Source organism: Vibrio splendidus, from assembly GCF_024347615.1.
GTDB lineage: Bacteria > Pseudomonadota > Gammaproteobacteria > Enterobacterales > Vibrionaceae > Vibrio > Vibrio splendidus.
On sequence record NZ_AP025509.1, the window covers coordinates 949,694 to 964,585 of the forward strand.

Sequence of the window (14,892 nt, forward strand, 5' to 3'; positions counted from 1 at the left end):
TTGATGTCAAAAATATGGCAGAGATTAGCATATAACACAAGAGGGAATATGCTGTCTTGGACATATGAACCATACGAAAAGAGCTCCCATATGAGGAGCTCTTTTCATTTCGTTAACTAAGGGGTTAAGCAGGCTAGAGACCCAGTAATCTAACGACCTGAATAATACATACATATTCGAACGCCATCGAACTCACGAATCTCAAAGGGGATCTCATAGATAGACTCCATCACTGACTTTTCAACCACTTCAGAGACCTTACCCGACTTAACCACTTGGCCCTTCTTCATCGCAACAATGTTATCCGAGTAGCAAGAAGCAAAGTTGATGTCGTGAATCACGATAACGACCGCTTTATTGAACTCATGCGCTAAACGACGCAGCGTCTGCATGATTTCAACCGAGTGTTTAATATCAAGGTTATTCAGAGGCTCATCTAAAAAAACATAATCTGTATCTTGCGCCACAACCATCGCGATAAACGCCATCTGACGCTGACCGCCACTGAGCTCATCTAGGTATTTGTTTTGAATATCGGTAATACCAAGGTGCTCTAACGCCGTATCGACGATCTTATGATCTTCGTCTTTCAAGCGGCCTTGAGAATGTGGGAAACGACCAAAACAGACCAACTCACGAATCGTAAATCGCATATTGATGTTGTTTGACTGTCTTAAGACGGCAAGGTGCTTGGCTAGCTCTTTGGTATCCCATTCAGCCAGTAATTTATCGCCGATAACGACCTCGCCCGCATCACTTTCGGTTAAGCGACTCGCCATAGAAAGCAGTGTACTTTTACCCGCACCATTTGGGCCAATGATAGAAGTCACTTCTCCTTTCGGGAACATAGCACTGGCATCATCAACCACGAGTGACTTGCCATACTTCTTAGTTAAACCTGTTAATTTAATCACTACTTACTACCTTTACTGAATTCTGGTGCGTAACAACAAGAACATAAAATACAAACCACCGACCAAGTTAATGATCACACTCACTGTGGTTTCAAACGCCATTACTTTTTCTATAAACCACTGGCCTGAAACCAATAGAACGACCGCTAACAAGCTGCTTGCGATGATAAGCACACGATGCTGATAAGATCGGAATGTCTGGCGAGCTAAGCTCACGGTGATTAAACCAAAGAACAACACAGGGCCAACCAAAGCAGTCGATACCGCGACCATCACTGACACAATCACCAAGGTAATCTGAGTCAGTCGTTTTGTGTTCACACCCAAGCTTGTTGCGTTATCAACACCAAGCCAAAGTACATCAAGCTTAGGCGCTAACAACCACAGGCCAAGCAAGCTCAAACCTAATGGAATAAGGCTAAGGTAAACCAGTTCGCCTTTCACGTTATTGAAGCTTGCGAACATCACATTCTGCAGCACCGCGAATTCATTGGGATCAATCAACATCGCAAGGAAGTTCGCTAAGCTCGAGAATACGCTGCCACACACGATGCCTATTAAAAGCAGTGTGAAAACGTTATTTCGCTTGCTCTTAAAGTAGAAATGGAACAGAGCAAACGAGAACAAGATCATCACAGTTACAGACATCGAAAAATTTGCGATTGAATCAATCACCCAGAAACTGGTACTGCCAAACACAAACAGAAGTACCGTTTGAACCAGCATATACAAGCTATCAAAGCCCAAGATGGATGGGGTTAGAATTCGATTATTAGTGATGGTTTGGAAAACCAACGACGACGCAGAGATCGCCACCGCCGCCAACACAATCGAAATCAGTTTGGGTAGTCGCAGAGACAAGAAGAACTCATAGTTATCCCACGTAAGTCCCTGCCCCACAAATACTGCCGCCATACACAAAGACGCGATGGTCAGAATCGCAATTTTTACTGAATCACGCATTCGACTTGTCTCTCATGATTAGGTAGATAAAAATCAAGCCACCAAAGATGCTGATTACCATCGAGATTGGAATCTCATAAGGGAAGATGACGATTCGAGCTAACAAGTCACAAACCAATACCAAGATCACGCCCCAATAGGCTGTCCAAGGCAGAATCTTCTTCATGTTATCGCCCATCATCAGCGACACGATATTCGGCACGATAAGGCCAAGGAATGGGATAACACCGACGATCATCACTACAGAAGAGGCACAGATAGCGACCAATGCAACACCAATGAAGACGATCTTCTGATAATTCAAGCCGATGTTTTTCGCAAAGCTCTCGCCAATACTCGCTGCACTGAACTGACTCGCGAAGTAGTAAGCCAACACACAAGCAGGCACTGCGAGGTAAAGAATTTCATAGCTGCCTTGCAACACACTCGCAAAGTTCGCCATTGTCCATGCCGACATGGTTTGTACTAAGTCGTACTTATAAGCAATAAAAGTTGTTAGAGACGAAACAACGTTGCCATACATGATGCCAATCAAAGGCACCAACACCGCATTCTTGAACTTCAGGTGTTGTAGAAAACGGACCAATAGCATGGTTCCGAAAACCGCAAACGCGAAGATAAAGCCTAAGTAGCTCCATTGCGCAGCATTGCCCAGAACCAGAATGCCGACTATGTACCCAAGCATGGCGCAGTCAATGGTGCCCATAGTCGAAGGCGCGGCAAACTTGTTCTGCACGATCTGTTGCATGATCAAGCCAGCGACACTCAAGCCCGCACCGGCAAGCACAATCGCGAACAGTCGAGGGATTCGACTAACAACATAAATAGAGTTGGCGTGTTGGTTGCCATTGAAGAAGTCGCTAAAACTGATCTCAGCGACTCCAATCATCAATGACATAACGCATAACACAACAAGAAATACAGCAGCGGCAATGGGTTTCAACATAGAAATAATACTAAAGGTAGGGCTCTTTAAGTCCGTATGAAAAGTGAAAAAGGGCTTATAAGAACGCTCTTATAAGCCCAAAAATCTGATGATTGATGACTATTGAATCGTTCGTTCAATATCACCCAACATTCTGTGAATCGCTGTCACGCCACCACCCGCCAAATACCAAGCACTTGAATCAAGGTAAACGATGTTGCCTTGCTGCGCTGCAGGTGTCGCCGCAACTAATGGGTTATCAAACAGCTGTTGTGCGCGACCTTCTGATTTGCCAATCGCTTTTTCGCGGTCAAGAACGTAAAGCACTTCAGGTTTTGCGTCAGCAATGTATTCGAACGAGATTAGGTTGCCGTGAGTCCCTTTAATTGGAGCCACTGTCGCACTCTTTGACTCCTCGAAACCAAAATCATCAAAAATGATCGAGAAGCGGCTGCCCTTATTGAACATCGCAATGTTGTTGCCGTTGTTCATCAGCATCATTGCTGACGTTTCGTCAGACGCGACTTTGTCGTTTACCGCCGTGATAGACGCTTGAGTCTCTTTGATGATCGCTTCTACTTCAGCTTGCTTACCAAAGATGTCACCTAGCGCGCGCCAGTTTTGCTGAGCATCAGCCCAGTATTTATCACCTTCAATAGAGAACATGACCGTTGGAGCGATTTGTGCCAGCTTGTCGTAAACCTTAAGCATGCGGTTTTCCGCGATAATGATGTCAGGCTTCAACATGTAGATAGCTTCAAAATCAGGTTCACTCAATGATCCTGTATTTGCTGTCGTTTCTTTGTACGAAGCTAGGTAATCGGGCAGCAAGCTATGAGGCGCACCAACTGGCTGTACACCAATTTGATCAAGCACATCCAAGCTACCAAAGCCAAGTACCACAACGCGCTGTGGTACTTCAGTAAACTGCGCCGTGCCCTTTACGTGTTCAATGGTCACGGTTTTCGCTTGAGCGGTCATCAGTAATGATGATGCAAGAACGATGGCAAGCCCGCTTAACAACTGGCGAACTGAATTGATTGTTTTCTTCATATTTCTTCCTTTGCCATTGATACTAACCACCACTCATGACAATGAAAGTCACATTACTCATAGGCGAGCATGGGGCGTACACAACGGCTAAATAACGATAATTTAAAGTCTGTCATTGCTTTGATAACAAACCCGTAACGCAAGTGAGAACTATTATCAATTATATTTGCGTTAAACTGGCGACACAACAACTTTATTATTCAGAAATGTAAAAGTGAGTATTCATATTTTGCGTAGTCAGGAGAGATACTAGGGATCAGAAATAACAAAAAGACGCGAAGAGGAAAATGATCATCAATCTGAAGAATAAACTGATGGGAAAAGTGCTCGAGAGCCCTGCAATTACAACGTTAAACCCCAGAATTACAACGCTAAACCTCGGAGTCACGAATTGAAATTTACAATGTAAAGATCATATATAACAGAGGCTTAATCATCACTAAATTAGCTGAATAAATAAAACCACTAATGACAAAGAACACAAAGCGGTGCAAAGCCAAACATCGGTCAGGTATCATGGTCAAATTATCGGTCCTTCGCTCATTTAACTCTCAACAAGCGACGGCAAATCATTCAAAAATATTTTTAAATTTAATTAAAAATAGAGTTGCAATTCAAAAAACTAGGCGTATAGTGCGCCACTTGGCTCTAATCTATAGAGCTGTTAATGCTAAAGTAAGTCCAAGTTCCTCAAAGACAGTTCTCGATTTCCTCGTTACACCATCTCTGCGTCAGCTTTCACCTAGATAGTCATTCAATAGCTTTTAAATTCGATCCTCACTACCGATCTATCGTCATTCGCTCTTTTGCTAGCGAAGTCAAAATAGATCGATCACTTAAATATAAATGTAATAAACACAAGGCACAGTTATGTCACGCAGAACAACACGACAAACCCATTGGTACCAACTATCACGCGACAAATCAGTCAATAAACTAAAAGGTAATAAATGCTCAAGATTAAAATAGACTTACACAAAGAAGAAATTTCATGGGTCACAGAGATTCGACAGCTCAATAGCGATATACTCCACCGCCACATATTGCCCAAGCTACAACATCACAGTTATCTCATCGATTTTGAATTTAATGAACGAGAAAGCATCGGAACTATTGTTTCAGGCAACGGAAACACCCTAGGACATTTCACACTCCTATAGCATTTCCCAAAGGCTACAAAAAGAAACACCGTTTAGTCCCAAAGATGTAAAAGATGTCACCCTCAATTCGCTCTAGCAGAACAAAATAGAGTAGAAGTAAAACAGATTAGAAACCTAGCCCTTTTTGCATTTCACACGCGGCTAACGCTAGCTAGGTTATCGTACTTCTATTGAAACCAACTTATATCAAACTCTGAATCACCAATGAGTCATTATCATTGCGTTCATGGACTAATAAGTTAACGGCATCGACCTTAACTTTTGATCAAGAGTATATAAGTGTTCTGCAGCTTGCATGTGTTGAGGGTAATCACTGAATTTCTCACGATTCTCCTCATTCATCTTACATGTCTCATCCACCAGCATTAATTTCCAATACAGCTTTGTTGTATGCAGCATGGCCAGTAAAGGTTTGAATACCTCTTTTTCATAAGCTTGAATCAATTCTTCAATCAACTCATCACGTTCATCTTCACTTGCGATTGAACCATTGGTTGCCGACAACACTTTTTGATACTTCAGGTTTTGTTGCAGCTTATCCATGACTGTTTGGTTTTCTTCCGCTAGCTCAACAAGTTTCGACTTAATGATATTTACCCAATTGGCTTGGCTCAGTACCGTGTCATCAACACTGGTAAAGTCTTCTCGTATCTGTCGCTCCACGTCTTTTTGAGCTTTCTTTAAAACGGCGCGCACCTTTTGAAATGGCAGCTGATATTCCTTACTTAGATCGATAATCAGTTTATGAAAACCACCATTTGGAAGGTGTAAGTTTTCCTTAAACGTCGCCATTGCAGCTTCTTGCTGATCGGTAAGGTGAGTCATTCTGTTTCCTATTCTTTATCACTTATGGTGCTGAGCCCGCGATCATACCACTATACAACCTCATTTTTTCGGTAACTTGATCAGTTACACCTAGCTATGCCGTTAAATTCTCTCAACCCTTTCTCTTTTGGCTAGTTATTAATCCATATGGCATGAAATGGTAAATCTCTCTCTGCGAAAGTTCGTACATTACGTGCTCAGGGTATATCGCCAGACAGGAGTCATTACTTACATATGAAAGACAACAGCGAGAAATGAGAAACCATATGACCTATTCAGAATACAAAGAATCCGATCTGCATAAGTGCGTTAGCATTGGTGCAGAAGCAACGGTATCAATCGCCAAGTTTACCGTTAAAGCCACTACCCTTTTATTTCGATTTTTCCGCTGGCTTGTCGTATCGGCCTATTCATATGTGATGAAGTAATTCTGTATTGAAGTCGTTGTTTTCATTACGACTTATCCAAATACTCAAAAGCGCGCCCTATTAGGTCGCGCTTTTTTTATGCTCCGATTTTTGTAGCCAGCTTTTCTATGTCCGTTTTTTCTAGATCTAGCTTGTGATGCTTAAAGTACATAACTAATTTTCTATCGTCAGTGGCGTTAAATGGTAAAACTGTGAATCGAATAAAAACCATACTACACCTGTTCCAACAAAACAGACTTCTAACTTATACAGGTACTAAAATGAAAAAGATTGCACTTAAAATTGTAGGACTAACGGTTTTGGCTTCTGCGCTAACTGGTTGTATCGGCAGCAACGCCGTAACAGGGAAAGTGATGAAATTTAACGTTGAAGTTGTCGATAACCGCTATGCTCGTGCAGGTGTAAACTTCTTATTAGCGCCTGTGTACGGTATTACAACCGCAGCCGACTATGTCGTATTCAACTCACTTGAATTTTGGACAGGTAAAAACCCAATCAGTGGTTCGCCACACGTATTTGATACAAAAACAGATACACACTTCGAAGTGAACGACGACCTAGACCCAAGCCTGAAAGAAGCCCCTGTAGGCCCAATTTCAAACAATCGCACGATTGAAACGGGTGAGATGATTAAGATTGACGAAAACACGGTTCAAATGGACATCGTCTATACCTCTGGTGAAACGGCAACTCTGACAGGTATCAAAGAGGGGCAAAACGTTAGTTATTACATGGATGGTCAGCTTGTGTCACAAACGACCATAGCTGAATTAGAGAAGATACAAGGCACTGAAGCTTAAGGTTTGTAGCTCACACTAAGGCTTAAGATTCGTAGCCCATAGGGAGTTCAATCTCAAAGCTAGGTTTGACTTTAAAAAGCGTAAAACAGAACAAGCCCGGCAATTGCCGGGCTTGTTTGTATATGATCTATTATTTGTACCCGCTCTATTGGGATTGAGACTGTGTAAGCCGAATACTCACCAAACTTGCCACCATTATGGCCAAGTAAAAACTGCCGATAATGGATTCCATAAACACGAAGAACTGAGCAATAGGTAATGCCGGTGATATGTCACCATAACCAACCGTAGTCAACGTGATAAAGCTAAAGTACATCGCATTAAACAAATTGGTTAGCCAGATTTGCTCTTCTAACCCATTAAAGGCGTTGGGAAATATTTCTAAAATCAACAAGTAGATGGTCGACCAAGCGAACCCCAACAACAAGTAAATACAGATCGAGCCGATAATGTGATTGGGCGTCACCGTTTTGGCTTTCATCACCTGTTTCAACGCCGAGTAAATGTGTGAAAACAAGAACACAGCCAACGCTGATAGCGTCACTATCGACAGGTTATAGCCTTCCAAAAACGAAAACACACCCGACACTAGCGCCGTAATCAATAACAGCCCGTACCAAGAGCGATACAAGGCTCGCTCTTTATGAATACCGACAATTGAACTCGCCAGAGTAATGATGATGAGAAATAGTATTGTTTTCTGGCCTTGCGGATAAAACTGCTGCATCACCGCGCAACCAAAAAACAACACCAACAGTGCATAGAATAAGAAGTAGAAGTTGTCGTCTTTAGAGACTGGCTTCATCTATTTTTCCTCTGCCTCTGCTGGTTTTTTCTCAGTTTCTTGTTGGTTTTTCTCTTCAAGCCCAAGCCACGCCATCATCAGCTCATAGCTTAAACTCAGTATCACAGCACCAACAAACAGACCAACGATGCCTGACATCGCCATTCCGCCCAACGCACCAAGCAAAATGACCAACATTGGAATGTGAGAGCCACGGCTCAGTAGTACTGGCTTCAAGATAGCGTCACTGCCGCTGACCAAAATACACCACACTAAGAATAAGCTCGCCGCCAGTGTCGATTCGACACTGAACATGTAAATAATGGCAGGTAACAAAGCAAGAATCGGCGGCAACTGAATAATAGCGACCAGTAACACCGCTAGCGCCCACAATGCCGCGGCTGGAACACCCGCGATAACCAAACCAATTGCCGACATGATAGATTGAATCACAGCAACACCAATCACACCTTGCACAACGCTGCGCACAGTCGATTTAGATAACTGCACGAGCTCTACGCCTTTGCCATCCGTTAAACGAACCACTAAGTGAGTCACACCGGTTTGACATTTATCGGCGTTACTCATGAACGCACCTGCAATGATGGTTGAGATAATAAATTGGACAAAACCACCGCCCAATGAGCCTAAGATCGATGCCATTTTAGAAGCAAATACCTTAAGTTCGTCTGCATACGTGATAAACACGCCCTCTATATTCGAAGAAGCATGGACCAAGGCGGCATAGACTCTTTCGCCAACTAATGGGATATCTTGCAAGGACTCTTTGGGTTTCGGCAGAGACAAGGTTCCGTCCTGTAGCCCTGTCATTAGGTCCGATGCGCTAGTGTAAATACCGGAAGAGAGCGCAACTAAAGGAATGAGCAGTAACAGTACTCCGATAAAGCTCAGTAATGCGCTGGCTTTTCCTTTCGACATTCCCGTCTTATTTGAAATCGCGACAGCAACTGGATAGAGCGCAGTCGCAATGATCGCCCCCCAAATAACCAATAGAATAAATGGGCGTAAAATCGAGAAACACCAATACACGAGCATGGCAATTGCTGCGATCTTGATGGCAGCGTCTATCGCCTGTTTTGAAAAATCATCGGTTAACTTCATGAGACGTCCTTGTAAGACATAATTAAGGCTGATTTTGTAGGAACTTCCAATTCCGAGTTTCTAGGAATAAAGAAGCCAAAATCATATATATACCAATTAACACTAATTGGAATATGCGTATAAGAGTGTTGCTATCGATGTCGCCTGAGCTCATCAAAGTGCTACCGACAAGTACTAACAACGTACTAAATGCAGTGGCGAAAATCGGCGCTTTTTCGGGAACCGTGTAGATCTTCTTGGCGATCACAATAGCGACCAAGCCTATGAATAAAGAGTAGAAGATAATATTAGGAACAATCGAAAGGATTGAAAAAGCCGCTATCGCGAGCAATCCCCCGATACCGTTACTTATCACTAGAAAAGCACTCAACTTTATCGACTTCTCTGACGTAATCATCAACGATAACAGCGCAATGAACATCATTGTCAATAAAGCTTCAGATATTTGAAAGATAAAGAAAAAACATACCACTGGATAGGAGATAATCATCGCCCTAAAGGCTGCATACCAACGCTGTTTCTTTTCGAGTGGCGCAGCAGCGAAGCCTGAGAACTCCGATTTAGGCTCAGGGAAAAACACATGCACTAACGCAAAAAGCATCACTGAAACCACACCAGAGGTCGCCAAGCCAGATGCCAGCATTACCGAAACGCCAGGGTTATCAATCGCCATGAATGGCAACATCAAGACAGCAATCAACAATATGGTGGCGAAAAGGTTCCATTTAGGGTCGACAAACAAGTAGTAACCCCAAAGCATCATTAGCCCCACTAAAATCAGCAATGGGATTGGGTAATGGGTAATTCCTCGCGACAGCAATAAACCTAACCCCATCGTCACCACAACGGCCAAAAGCAATTCGTAGACCGTTTCCTTATGGAGGTTTGGTTTATCAATTAGGAACTTAGCAGTGAACACTGGCGCCACAAACGCAAGTGGCCAGTTTATCCACGCCGCCAAGAAAACAGCCAACGTAACCCCGACAGTAAATCGCAGGATTCGTTGCTGTGTTTGTTGATCAAGAATCGGCTTATCGAACATAAGACAATACGCTAATCAGACGAATCCATACTTTGCCTATCGCGTTGAACACAAAGTTGTCACCGCTATAAACAATCACATCCGCTTGGCCACCCACTCGGAGCATGCCTGTCACTTCTTCATTATCAAATTCAATGGTGATAGGAAGCATCTGTGTTTGGCGCAACCAACCCGTTTGTTGACTAGCTTGCGCAAGCTTACCTGCTTGATCATTTTGCCCCCAATCAACCCCCCAATCGATACTACTTACGCGCCCTTTTACCACTTTGCCCGGTGCGAAATCTAACGCCACTTCAACTTCATCACCGACCGTTACATTACCTAGGCTGTTCTCTCGATAATAAGCTTCAATCCAAATATCTTCGGTTGAAACAAAGGTCATGATTGCTTGCCCTGCCGATGCATAAAACCCTTCAGACAGGCTAAAGTTAGAAACACCACCTTGTGTCGGCGCGGTAATCACGGTGCGCTCTAGGTTCAATTGAGCTTGTTCAAGTGCCAGCAACGCCGCTTTCACTTGACTGTTTTCTTGTCCCTCTTTACCCATTTGTTGCTTCGCACCTTCAAGATCAGCCTCTGCATTCACAACAGCTGCTCGAGAGGTCGCTAATGCTGCTCGCGCTTTATCTGCATCTGATTTAGAAACCACACCTTTGTCGGCCATCTCTAAAACACGCTTGGCTTGCAGTTTGGTGTTTTGTCTTTCAACAATCGCTGAAGTGAGTTTCGCTTGAGCTGAAGCAATGCTCGCGGTTTGAGCTCCGACATTTTGGCCTGCAATCTCTAAATTTTGCTCGGCTTGTTGTACTGCTATTTGGTAATCAGACTCATCTAAAATGGCTAACTTATCGCCTTGATTAACCAGTTGGTTAGGTTGAACCAGTATATCGAGAACTTTTCCCGACACCTCTGGCTTGATTGGAACGATATAACCTTTTACACGAGCATTATCAGTAATAGGGATGATTCGGTCTGAAATGACACTGAAGATCAACATGAATGCAACAAACAACAATAGGTAGTTTGTGACCTTTCTTACTCTGTCTTTTCCATTTTCTTGCTGGCCAACTTCTTCATTGGCTTCTTGCTTATTCCCTTTGACTTCTGACATGGGACTCCCTTCTAGATAACTAACATCAACAAAATTAATACTTTAAAAATAAACCCAGCGATGGAAAACTCAAGTAAATAGGGTTAGATTTAGTAAACAAAACGTTGCAAATGATATGCACGTCTAATAATGCAACAATATATACAGGATTGTATTCTCATGACCTCTAGTCACTACCAAGTCCCGGTAATTCAAACGAACTACGCCAAGATTCTGGTTCAGGTATTTTCTGACTATGGTCTTGATTTACATCTGTTGCTTAAAGATTCCGGTTTACCACCCGACCTTATCGAATCAGAAAGTGATTTTGTGCCATCGGAATCCATTAAGCGTTTGATTTATCTTACATCGGCACAACTCGGCGTATCTCGGTTCACCGATATTCTTGGACTCGCATTTCGACGTCGAATCATCCCAAATGTCTTGCATCAATTTACCGAATTCGAAACCATTGGTGATGCACTAAAACAGATCAATTCAATCTTTGCCTACGACTCCCCAGGCAGCAAAGTCGAGTTTATTCAAGAACACGGTCAGAGCTGGTTTTGCCGTACTGCCCCGGAAGATAATTCCCCTATGTTTCAATGGGGAGAAGCTTTTGCGATTACATATATCATTGAATTAATAACCATTTTATCCCAACTTCCATGGTTACCTAATAAGGTGCGTCTGCAAGGACATGACATCGATGTCGTCAAAACACTGGTGCCAAGTAGCTGCCAACTGTTTGTTGATCAATCGTCGACGGCTGTACTTATTCCTGAAGAAATATTACAACTCCCAATTCGCCTAACCTCTAAAGAACTCAGTGCTAAACCGACACTTATTGAGTGGCATACCAGCTTTACCGATAGCGTTTATGAGCTTCTAAAGCCGTACATGAAAGAACAAGATCTCTCTCTCGAAGAAGCCGCTGAACTACTCAACTTTTCGGTGCGAACGTTCCAACGCAAACTCAAGAACGAAAACACTACTTATCGAAAAATCAAAGAGAACCTGATGTTTTCGGTAGCTTGCGAACTGATGGAAGAAGGCCACACGCTGACCTACATTTCTAGCCAGCTCGGTTACACCAACATCTCGCATTTTTCTCGTGCGTTTAAGCGTGTGTCTGGTCTTACGCCGAAGATTTACCAACGCTCAATCTCGGCTTAGATACCACTCTCACCGATTAGCTAAGTGTGACCAACTCTTAGCCAAGGGCAATAGGTGTCGCGCAGCCTGGGCTAGAGCTACACACTCTATTTCGCCCATTACCTTTGGCACGATAAAGTGCCTTATCTGCACTGCGATAGGTCGCTTCGGCTTGCGCCTGTATTTCAGACACACCACTGCTTACGGTCAGGTTCAATGTTGTCCCTTTGGCAATCACTTCTTTCAATCGATACATCGCCTCAAACGCTTCTGCCAAGTTAGTTTCTGGCATTAAGATAGCGAACTCCTCGCCGCCTACTCGCGCGACGATGTCGGTGTCTCGACTGTTATTTCTCAACAGTTCAGCGACCTCTTTCAGCGCTGAATCACCTTGGTCATGACCATGATTATCATTGATGGCCTTGAAATGATCTAAATCGATCAACGCCAGACAGGAATGCGTATAACCATAACGCTCCGCTAGGTTTGAATAATGTTTTAAGTCATTATCAAAGCGACGTCGATTCCAGCACCCTGTCAGTGAATCCGTTTCCACCAGCATTCTTAATCGACGCTCCAATATCTTGCGTCGGCTAATATCGGTAAAGGTCACCACGTACTTATTATTGTGCGGCAGGATTTCGGTTAGCTTTTCCACTACAACGTTAACGGTAAACTGCTCACCAAGTCGACTGACGCCACTCAACTCACCTTTCCATCTCTGGTTTTCCTTGAGTGAGCGAGTAATGGTCGATATTAAACTGCTGTTATTCATAAAACAGAGATCAGAAATCGGGCGAGACTCGACTTGATTAAAGGCATAACCTGAAACTCGAGAGAACTGTTGATTCACTTGTATGACCCTCAATTGACTATCGAGGACAATAAAACCAGCGACGCCATCAATGATCGCTTCCGACAAGCTATTCTTGCTTTGAGCCATTTCATGTCGATATAGGCGTGCAGTAATGAGGGTGCTGAGCAAAAACAACGCGCACACAGAAAAAGCCATGACTGCCGAAGAAGCCATACTCAATAACCACAAGCTAACTGCCATATTAAGGGCAAGTGTAGACACCACGTATAGCGGCATTTTTCGGTCCAAACTTAACTTATTCATAGTCTGCTCTAGTGATGGGCGAATGACTATGATGGCTAAGTTTCCACTAAGATATTTACCATTTTACGACACATACAAATTCAAATTACATATCGAACATTAAGCGCATAGGCTTATGCTAACTATTGATCAGAAGAAACGAGTTGTTTAATAGAAAGAGCTAGTTATTAATAGAGAACAACTAATTATTGAGTAAGAACAACAAGCTACCACCGCTCAACGAGCTGCCATAATTGAAGTTAATTCCAATCCCGAAGTTGTCAAAAAAGTAAGAGTCATAAGGCACATCAAATACTAATCCGGCCCCGAATTCATAGTAATAGTGCGTATCTAAAGGAGCAGTCAAATCACCCGCGACATCGATTCTTGTTAAGTTATAGTGGATTTGAGGGTTATTAAGCGACCAAGCATCGAGCGCTACATTTTGCCTAAACTCTAGTTCATTAATGAATCGCATCCCTTCTGGGTTTCCGATATCGCCATCGTTCGCTTCGCCCCAGCCTGCTCCATAAAAGTAACGAACTCTTGAAGACACATTCCAACTGCCCCACTCCTTTGGTTGCAAGTATTGAAGTTTGACTGAAGGTTCTGCAACAAGCGCCCATGCTGATGTATTCAACGCGTAGCCGTCTAGCTGAGATTGAAATGCTTGAGAGTAGCTGTTGTTGTATTCGTATTTATTGCGGTAATAGAGCAAGTGAGTGCCTAAGCCATAGGCGATAGACCAATGTTGGTTTAAATGGTTTTGCCCTCCGAAAAAGCCATACAGGCCCAATACCGAGTCTTCATTTGGGTTAACACGACGGTCAGGAGTCACATCTGATGAGATCTCAATATCCTGTTCAGAAAGCGCATAAGACCCTCGCACAGACCAAATAAGGTCGAAGTCAGGGTCATCCGTTTTAATCACGGAAGAGTAAGGGATGGAGCCCACACTCACTTGGCTTCGAGTATCGATGGTTTTATCGGAACCAAAACCACTGTCGTTCAAATTGATAAATGAATTTGGGTCAAAATCAACAAAGCCAATAGATACGGCATCGCTGTCAGTCAACGCAATGGAAGCCGCGAAGATCTTCTCTAAACGATTTTGAATCGCTTCATTTGAGGCATAGGCTGAGGATGAAAAAAGGCCAGTTAAGATCAGAGTAAAAGAAGAGGAATACTGCGATTGGGGTGAAAGCATTAAGTTGACTCCATTCAAACTTATGCTTCAAGTGTAATTGGTAACTTAACTATTTCAATCAGAGAGTTAACGGTGTGGTTGATACTGCTCTCAGTTCCAACTGCAAGAGCGTTGCTAAATCGATGGCTCCCCAAAGTTCTTCTACGTCTTGGATTCTAAAATGAATAATCATATGCGCCTCTGTCTAAATTGGAGTCTTATCTTGGATCATTCTTAAAACCCTTACTTACCATAATGCGCCAAACTGACTTTAAGACCTGTTTCGCATATAAAACAATAAGCGGTTGAAAATTATAGGATTAACTCCTAAGTTTTTTATAACCCT

Annotated in this window: 15 protein-coding genes; 4 read left to right on the forward strand and 11 right to left on the reverse strand. The window is 43.1% G+C overall.

Going from position 1 to position 14,892, the window contains the following annotated elements; genetic code table 11:
* Nucleotides 1-149: 149 nt before the first annotated feature.
* The 4 genes from OCU90_RS21440 to OCU90_RS21455 form a co-directional block, all read right to left on the reverse strand.
* Nucleotides 150-914: an iron ABC transporter ATP-binding protein gene (locus OCU90_RS21440; protein WP_017094730.1), complete on the reverse strand. Its 765-nt coding sequence runs from the start codon at nucleotides 912-914 to the stop codon at nucleotides 150-152.
* A 12-nt stretch (nucleotides 915-926) separates the two neighbouring features.
* Entirely contained in the window at nucleotides 927-1,877 is a 951-nt protein-coding gene (locus OCU90_RS21445; RefSeq protein WP_061021922.1) for an iron chelate uptake ABC transporter family permease subunit, read from the reverse strand.
* On the reverse strand, nucleotides 1,870-2,823 hold the full coding sequence (locus OCU90_RS21450) for an ABC transporter permease (RefSeq protein WP_017094729.1): 954 nt from the start codon (nucleotides 2,821-2,823) through the stop codon (nucleotides 1,870-1,872). The genes OCU90_RS21445 and OCU90_RS21450 overlap by 8 nt, the downstream gene beginning before the upstream one ends.
* 99 nt (nucleotides 2,824-2,922) lie before the next feature.
* Entirely contained in the window at nucleotides 2,923-3,855 is a 933-nt protein-coding gene (locus OCU90_RS21455) for a siderophore ABC transporter substrate-binding protein (protein WP_004731599.1), read from the reverse strand.
* Between the two features lie 950 nt (nucleotides 3,856-4,805).
* Between OCU90_RS21455 and OCU90_RS21460 the strand changes: the two genes are divergently transcribed.
* The gene (locus OCU90_RS21460; RefSeq protein WP_004731601.1) at nucleotides 4,806-5,015 is read left to right on the forward strand and encodes a hypothetical protein; all 210 of its coding nucleotides are present in this window, start codon (nucleotides 4,806-4,808) and stop codon (nucleotides 5,013-5,015) included.
* Nucleotides 5,016-5,246: 231 nt separating this feature from the next.
* Here OCU90_RS21460 and OCU90_RS21465 read toward each other — a convergent pair whose 3' ends face one another.
* Nucleotides 5,247-5,840, reverse strand: a complete 594-nt coding sequence (locus tag OCU90_RS21465; RefSeq protein ID WP_061021924.1) for a hypothetical protein — start codon at nucleotides 5,838-5,840, stop codon at nucleotides 5,247-5,249.
* 266 nt (nucleotides 5,841-6,106) lie between these two features.
* On the opposite strand from OCU90_RS21465, the gene OCU90_RS21470 reads away from it, so the two are divergent.
* Both OCU90_RS21470 and OCU90_RS21475 read left to right on the forward strand, forming a co-directional pair.
* Entirely contained in the window at nucleotides 6,107-6,268 is a 162-nt protein-coding gene (locus OCU90_RS21470) for a hypothetical protein (protein ID WP_165690356.1), read from the forward strand.
* 260 nt (nucleotides 6,269-6,528) lie between these two features.
* A complete protein-coding gene (locus OCU90_RS21475) occupies nucleotides 6,529-7,068 on the forward strand; it encodes a DUF3332 domain-containing protein (RefSeq protein WP_029222428.1) in 540 nt (179 codons plus the stop codon).
* Between the two features lie 145 nt (nucleotides 7,069-7,213).
* Here the strand turns inward: OCU90_RS21475 and OCU90_RS21480 are convergent, their stop codons facing one another.
* From OCU90_RS21480 to OCU90_RS21495, 4 genes are read right to left on the reverse strand one after another with little or no spacing between them, the layout of a single operon-like run.
* Nucleotides 7,214-7,873 carry a potassium channel family protein gene (locus OCU90_RS21480; protein WP_004731606.1) on the reverse strand — a complete coding sequence of 220 codons (660 nt, stop codon included), beginning with the start codon at nucleotides 7,871-7,873 and terminating at the stop codon, nucleotides 7,214-7,216.
* A complete protein-coding gene (locus OCU90_RS21485; protein WP_004731609.1) occupies nucleotides 7,874-8,974 on the reverse strand; it encodes an AI-2E family transporter in 1,101 nt (366 codons plus the stop codon).
* Nucleotides 8,975-8,996: 22 nt separating this feature from the next.
* The gene (locus tag OCU90_RS21490; RefSeq protein ID WP_061021928.1) at nucleotides 8,997-10,016 is read right to left on the reverse strand and encodes a DUF2955 domain-containing protein; all 1,020 of its coding nucleotides are present in this window, start codon (nucleotides 10,014-10,016) and stop codon (nucleotides 8,997-8,999) included.
* Nucleotides 10,006-11,127, reverse strand: coding sequence for an HlyD family secretion protein (locus tag OCU90_RS21495; protein ID WP_061021930.1), 1,122 nt, complete (start codon nucleotides 11,125-11,127; stop codon nucleotides 10,006-10,008). The genes OCU90_RS21490 and OCU90_RS21495 overlap by 11 nt, the downstream gene beginning before the upstream one ends.
* Nucleotides 11,128-11,286: 159 nt before the next feature.
* Here OCU90_RS21495 and OCU90_RS21500 point away from each other — a divergent pair, with 159 nt between their 5' ends.
* Nucleotides 11,287-12,282: a helix-turn-helix domain-containing protein gene (locus OCU90_RS21500; protein ID WP_061021932.1), complete on the forward strand. Its 996-nt coding sequence runs from the start codon at nucleotides 11,287-11,289 to the stop codon at nucleotides 12,280-12,282.
* Nucleotides 12,283-12,319: 37 nt separating this feature from the next.
* Here the strand turns inward: OCU90_RS21500 and OCU90_RS21505 are convergent, their stop codons facing one another.
* Together OCU90_RS21505 and OCU90_RS21510 are read right to left on the reverse strand one after the other, a co-directional pair.
* Entirely contained in the window at nucleotides 12,320-13,381 is a 1,062-nt protein-coding gene (locus OCU90_RS21505) for a sensor domain-containing diguanylate cyclase (RefSeq protein WP_061021934.1), read from the reverse strand.
* 181 nt (nucleotides 13,382-13,562) lie between these two features.
* Complete coding sequence (locus OCU90_RS21510; protein WP_061021936.1) at nucleotides 13,563-14,567, reverse strand: Solitary outer membrane autotransporter beta-barrel domain; 1,005 nt, start codon at nucleotides 14,565-14,567, stop codon at nucleotides 13,563-13,565.
* Nucleotides 14,568-14,892 lie beyond the last annotated feature (325 nt).

Bases quoted from the DNA above. Each gene is read 5' to 3' on its own strand.
- OCU90_RS21445 (WP_061021922.1), bottom strand. From the start codon at position 1,877: ATGCGTGATTCAGTAAAAATTGCGATTCTGACCATCGCGTCTTTGTGT.
- OCU90_RS21450 (WP_017094729.1), bottom strand. From the start codon at position 2,823: ATGTTGAAACCCATTGCCGCTGCTGTATTTCTTGTTGTGTTATGCGTT.
- OCU90_RS21455 (WP_004731599.1), bottom strand. From the start codon at position 3,855: ATGAAGAAAACAATCAATTCAGTTCGCCAGTTGTTAAGCGGGCTTGCC.
- OCU90_RS21460 (WP_004731601.1), top strand. From the start codon at position 4,806: ATGCTCAAGATTAAAATAGACTTACACAAAGAAGAAATTTCATGGGTC.
- OCU90_RS21465 (WP_061021924.1), bottom strand. From the start codon at position 5,840: ATGACTCACCTTACCGATCAGCAAGAAGCTGCAATGGCGACGTTTAAG.
- OCU90_RS21470 (WP_165690356.1), top strand. From the start codon at position 6,107: ATGACCTATTCAGAATACAAAGAATCCGATCTGCATAAGTGCGTTAGC.
- OCU90_RS21475 (WP_029222428.1), top strand. From the start codon at position 6,529: ATGAAAAAGATTGCACTTAAAATTGTAGGACTAACGGTTTTGGCTTCT.
- OCU90_RS21480 (WP_004731606.1), bottom strand. From the start codon at position 7,873: ATGAAGCCAGTCTCTAAAGACGACAACTTCTACTTCTTATTCTATGCA.
- OCU90_RS21485 (WP_004731609.1), bottom strand. From the start codon at position 8,974: ATGAAGTTAACCGATGATTTTTCAAAACAGGCGATAGACGCTGCCATC.
- OCU90_RS21490 (WP_061021928.1), bottom strand. From the start codon at position 10,016: ATGTTCGATAAGCCGATTCTTGATCAACAAACACAGCAACGAATCCTG.
- OCU90_RS21495 (WP_061021930.1), bottom strand. From the start codon at position 11,127: ATGTCAGAAGTCAAAGGGAATAAGCAAGAAGCCAATGAAGAAGTTGGC.
- OCU90_RS21500 (WP_061021932.1), top strand. From the start codon at position 11,287: ATGACCTCTAGTCACTACCAAGTCCCGGTAATTCAAACGAACTACGCC.
- OCU90_RS21505 (WP_061021934.1), bottom strand. From the start codon at position 13,381: ATGAATAAGTTAAGTTTGGACCGAAAAATGCCGCTATACGTGGTGTCT.
- OCU90_RS21510 (WP_061021936.1), bottom strand. From the start codon at position 14,567: ATGCTTTCACCCCAATCGCAGTATTCCTCTTCTTTTACTCTGATCTTA.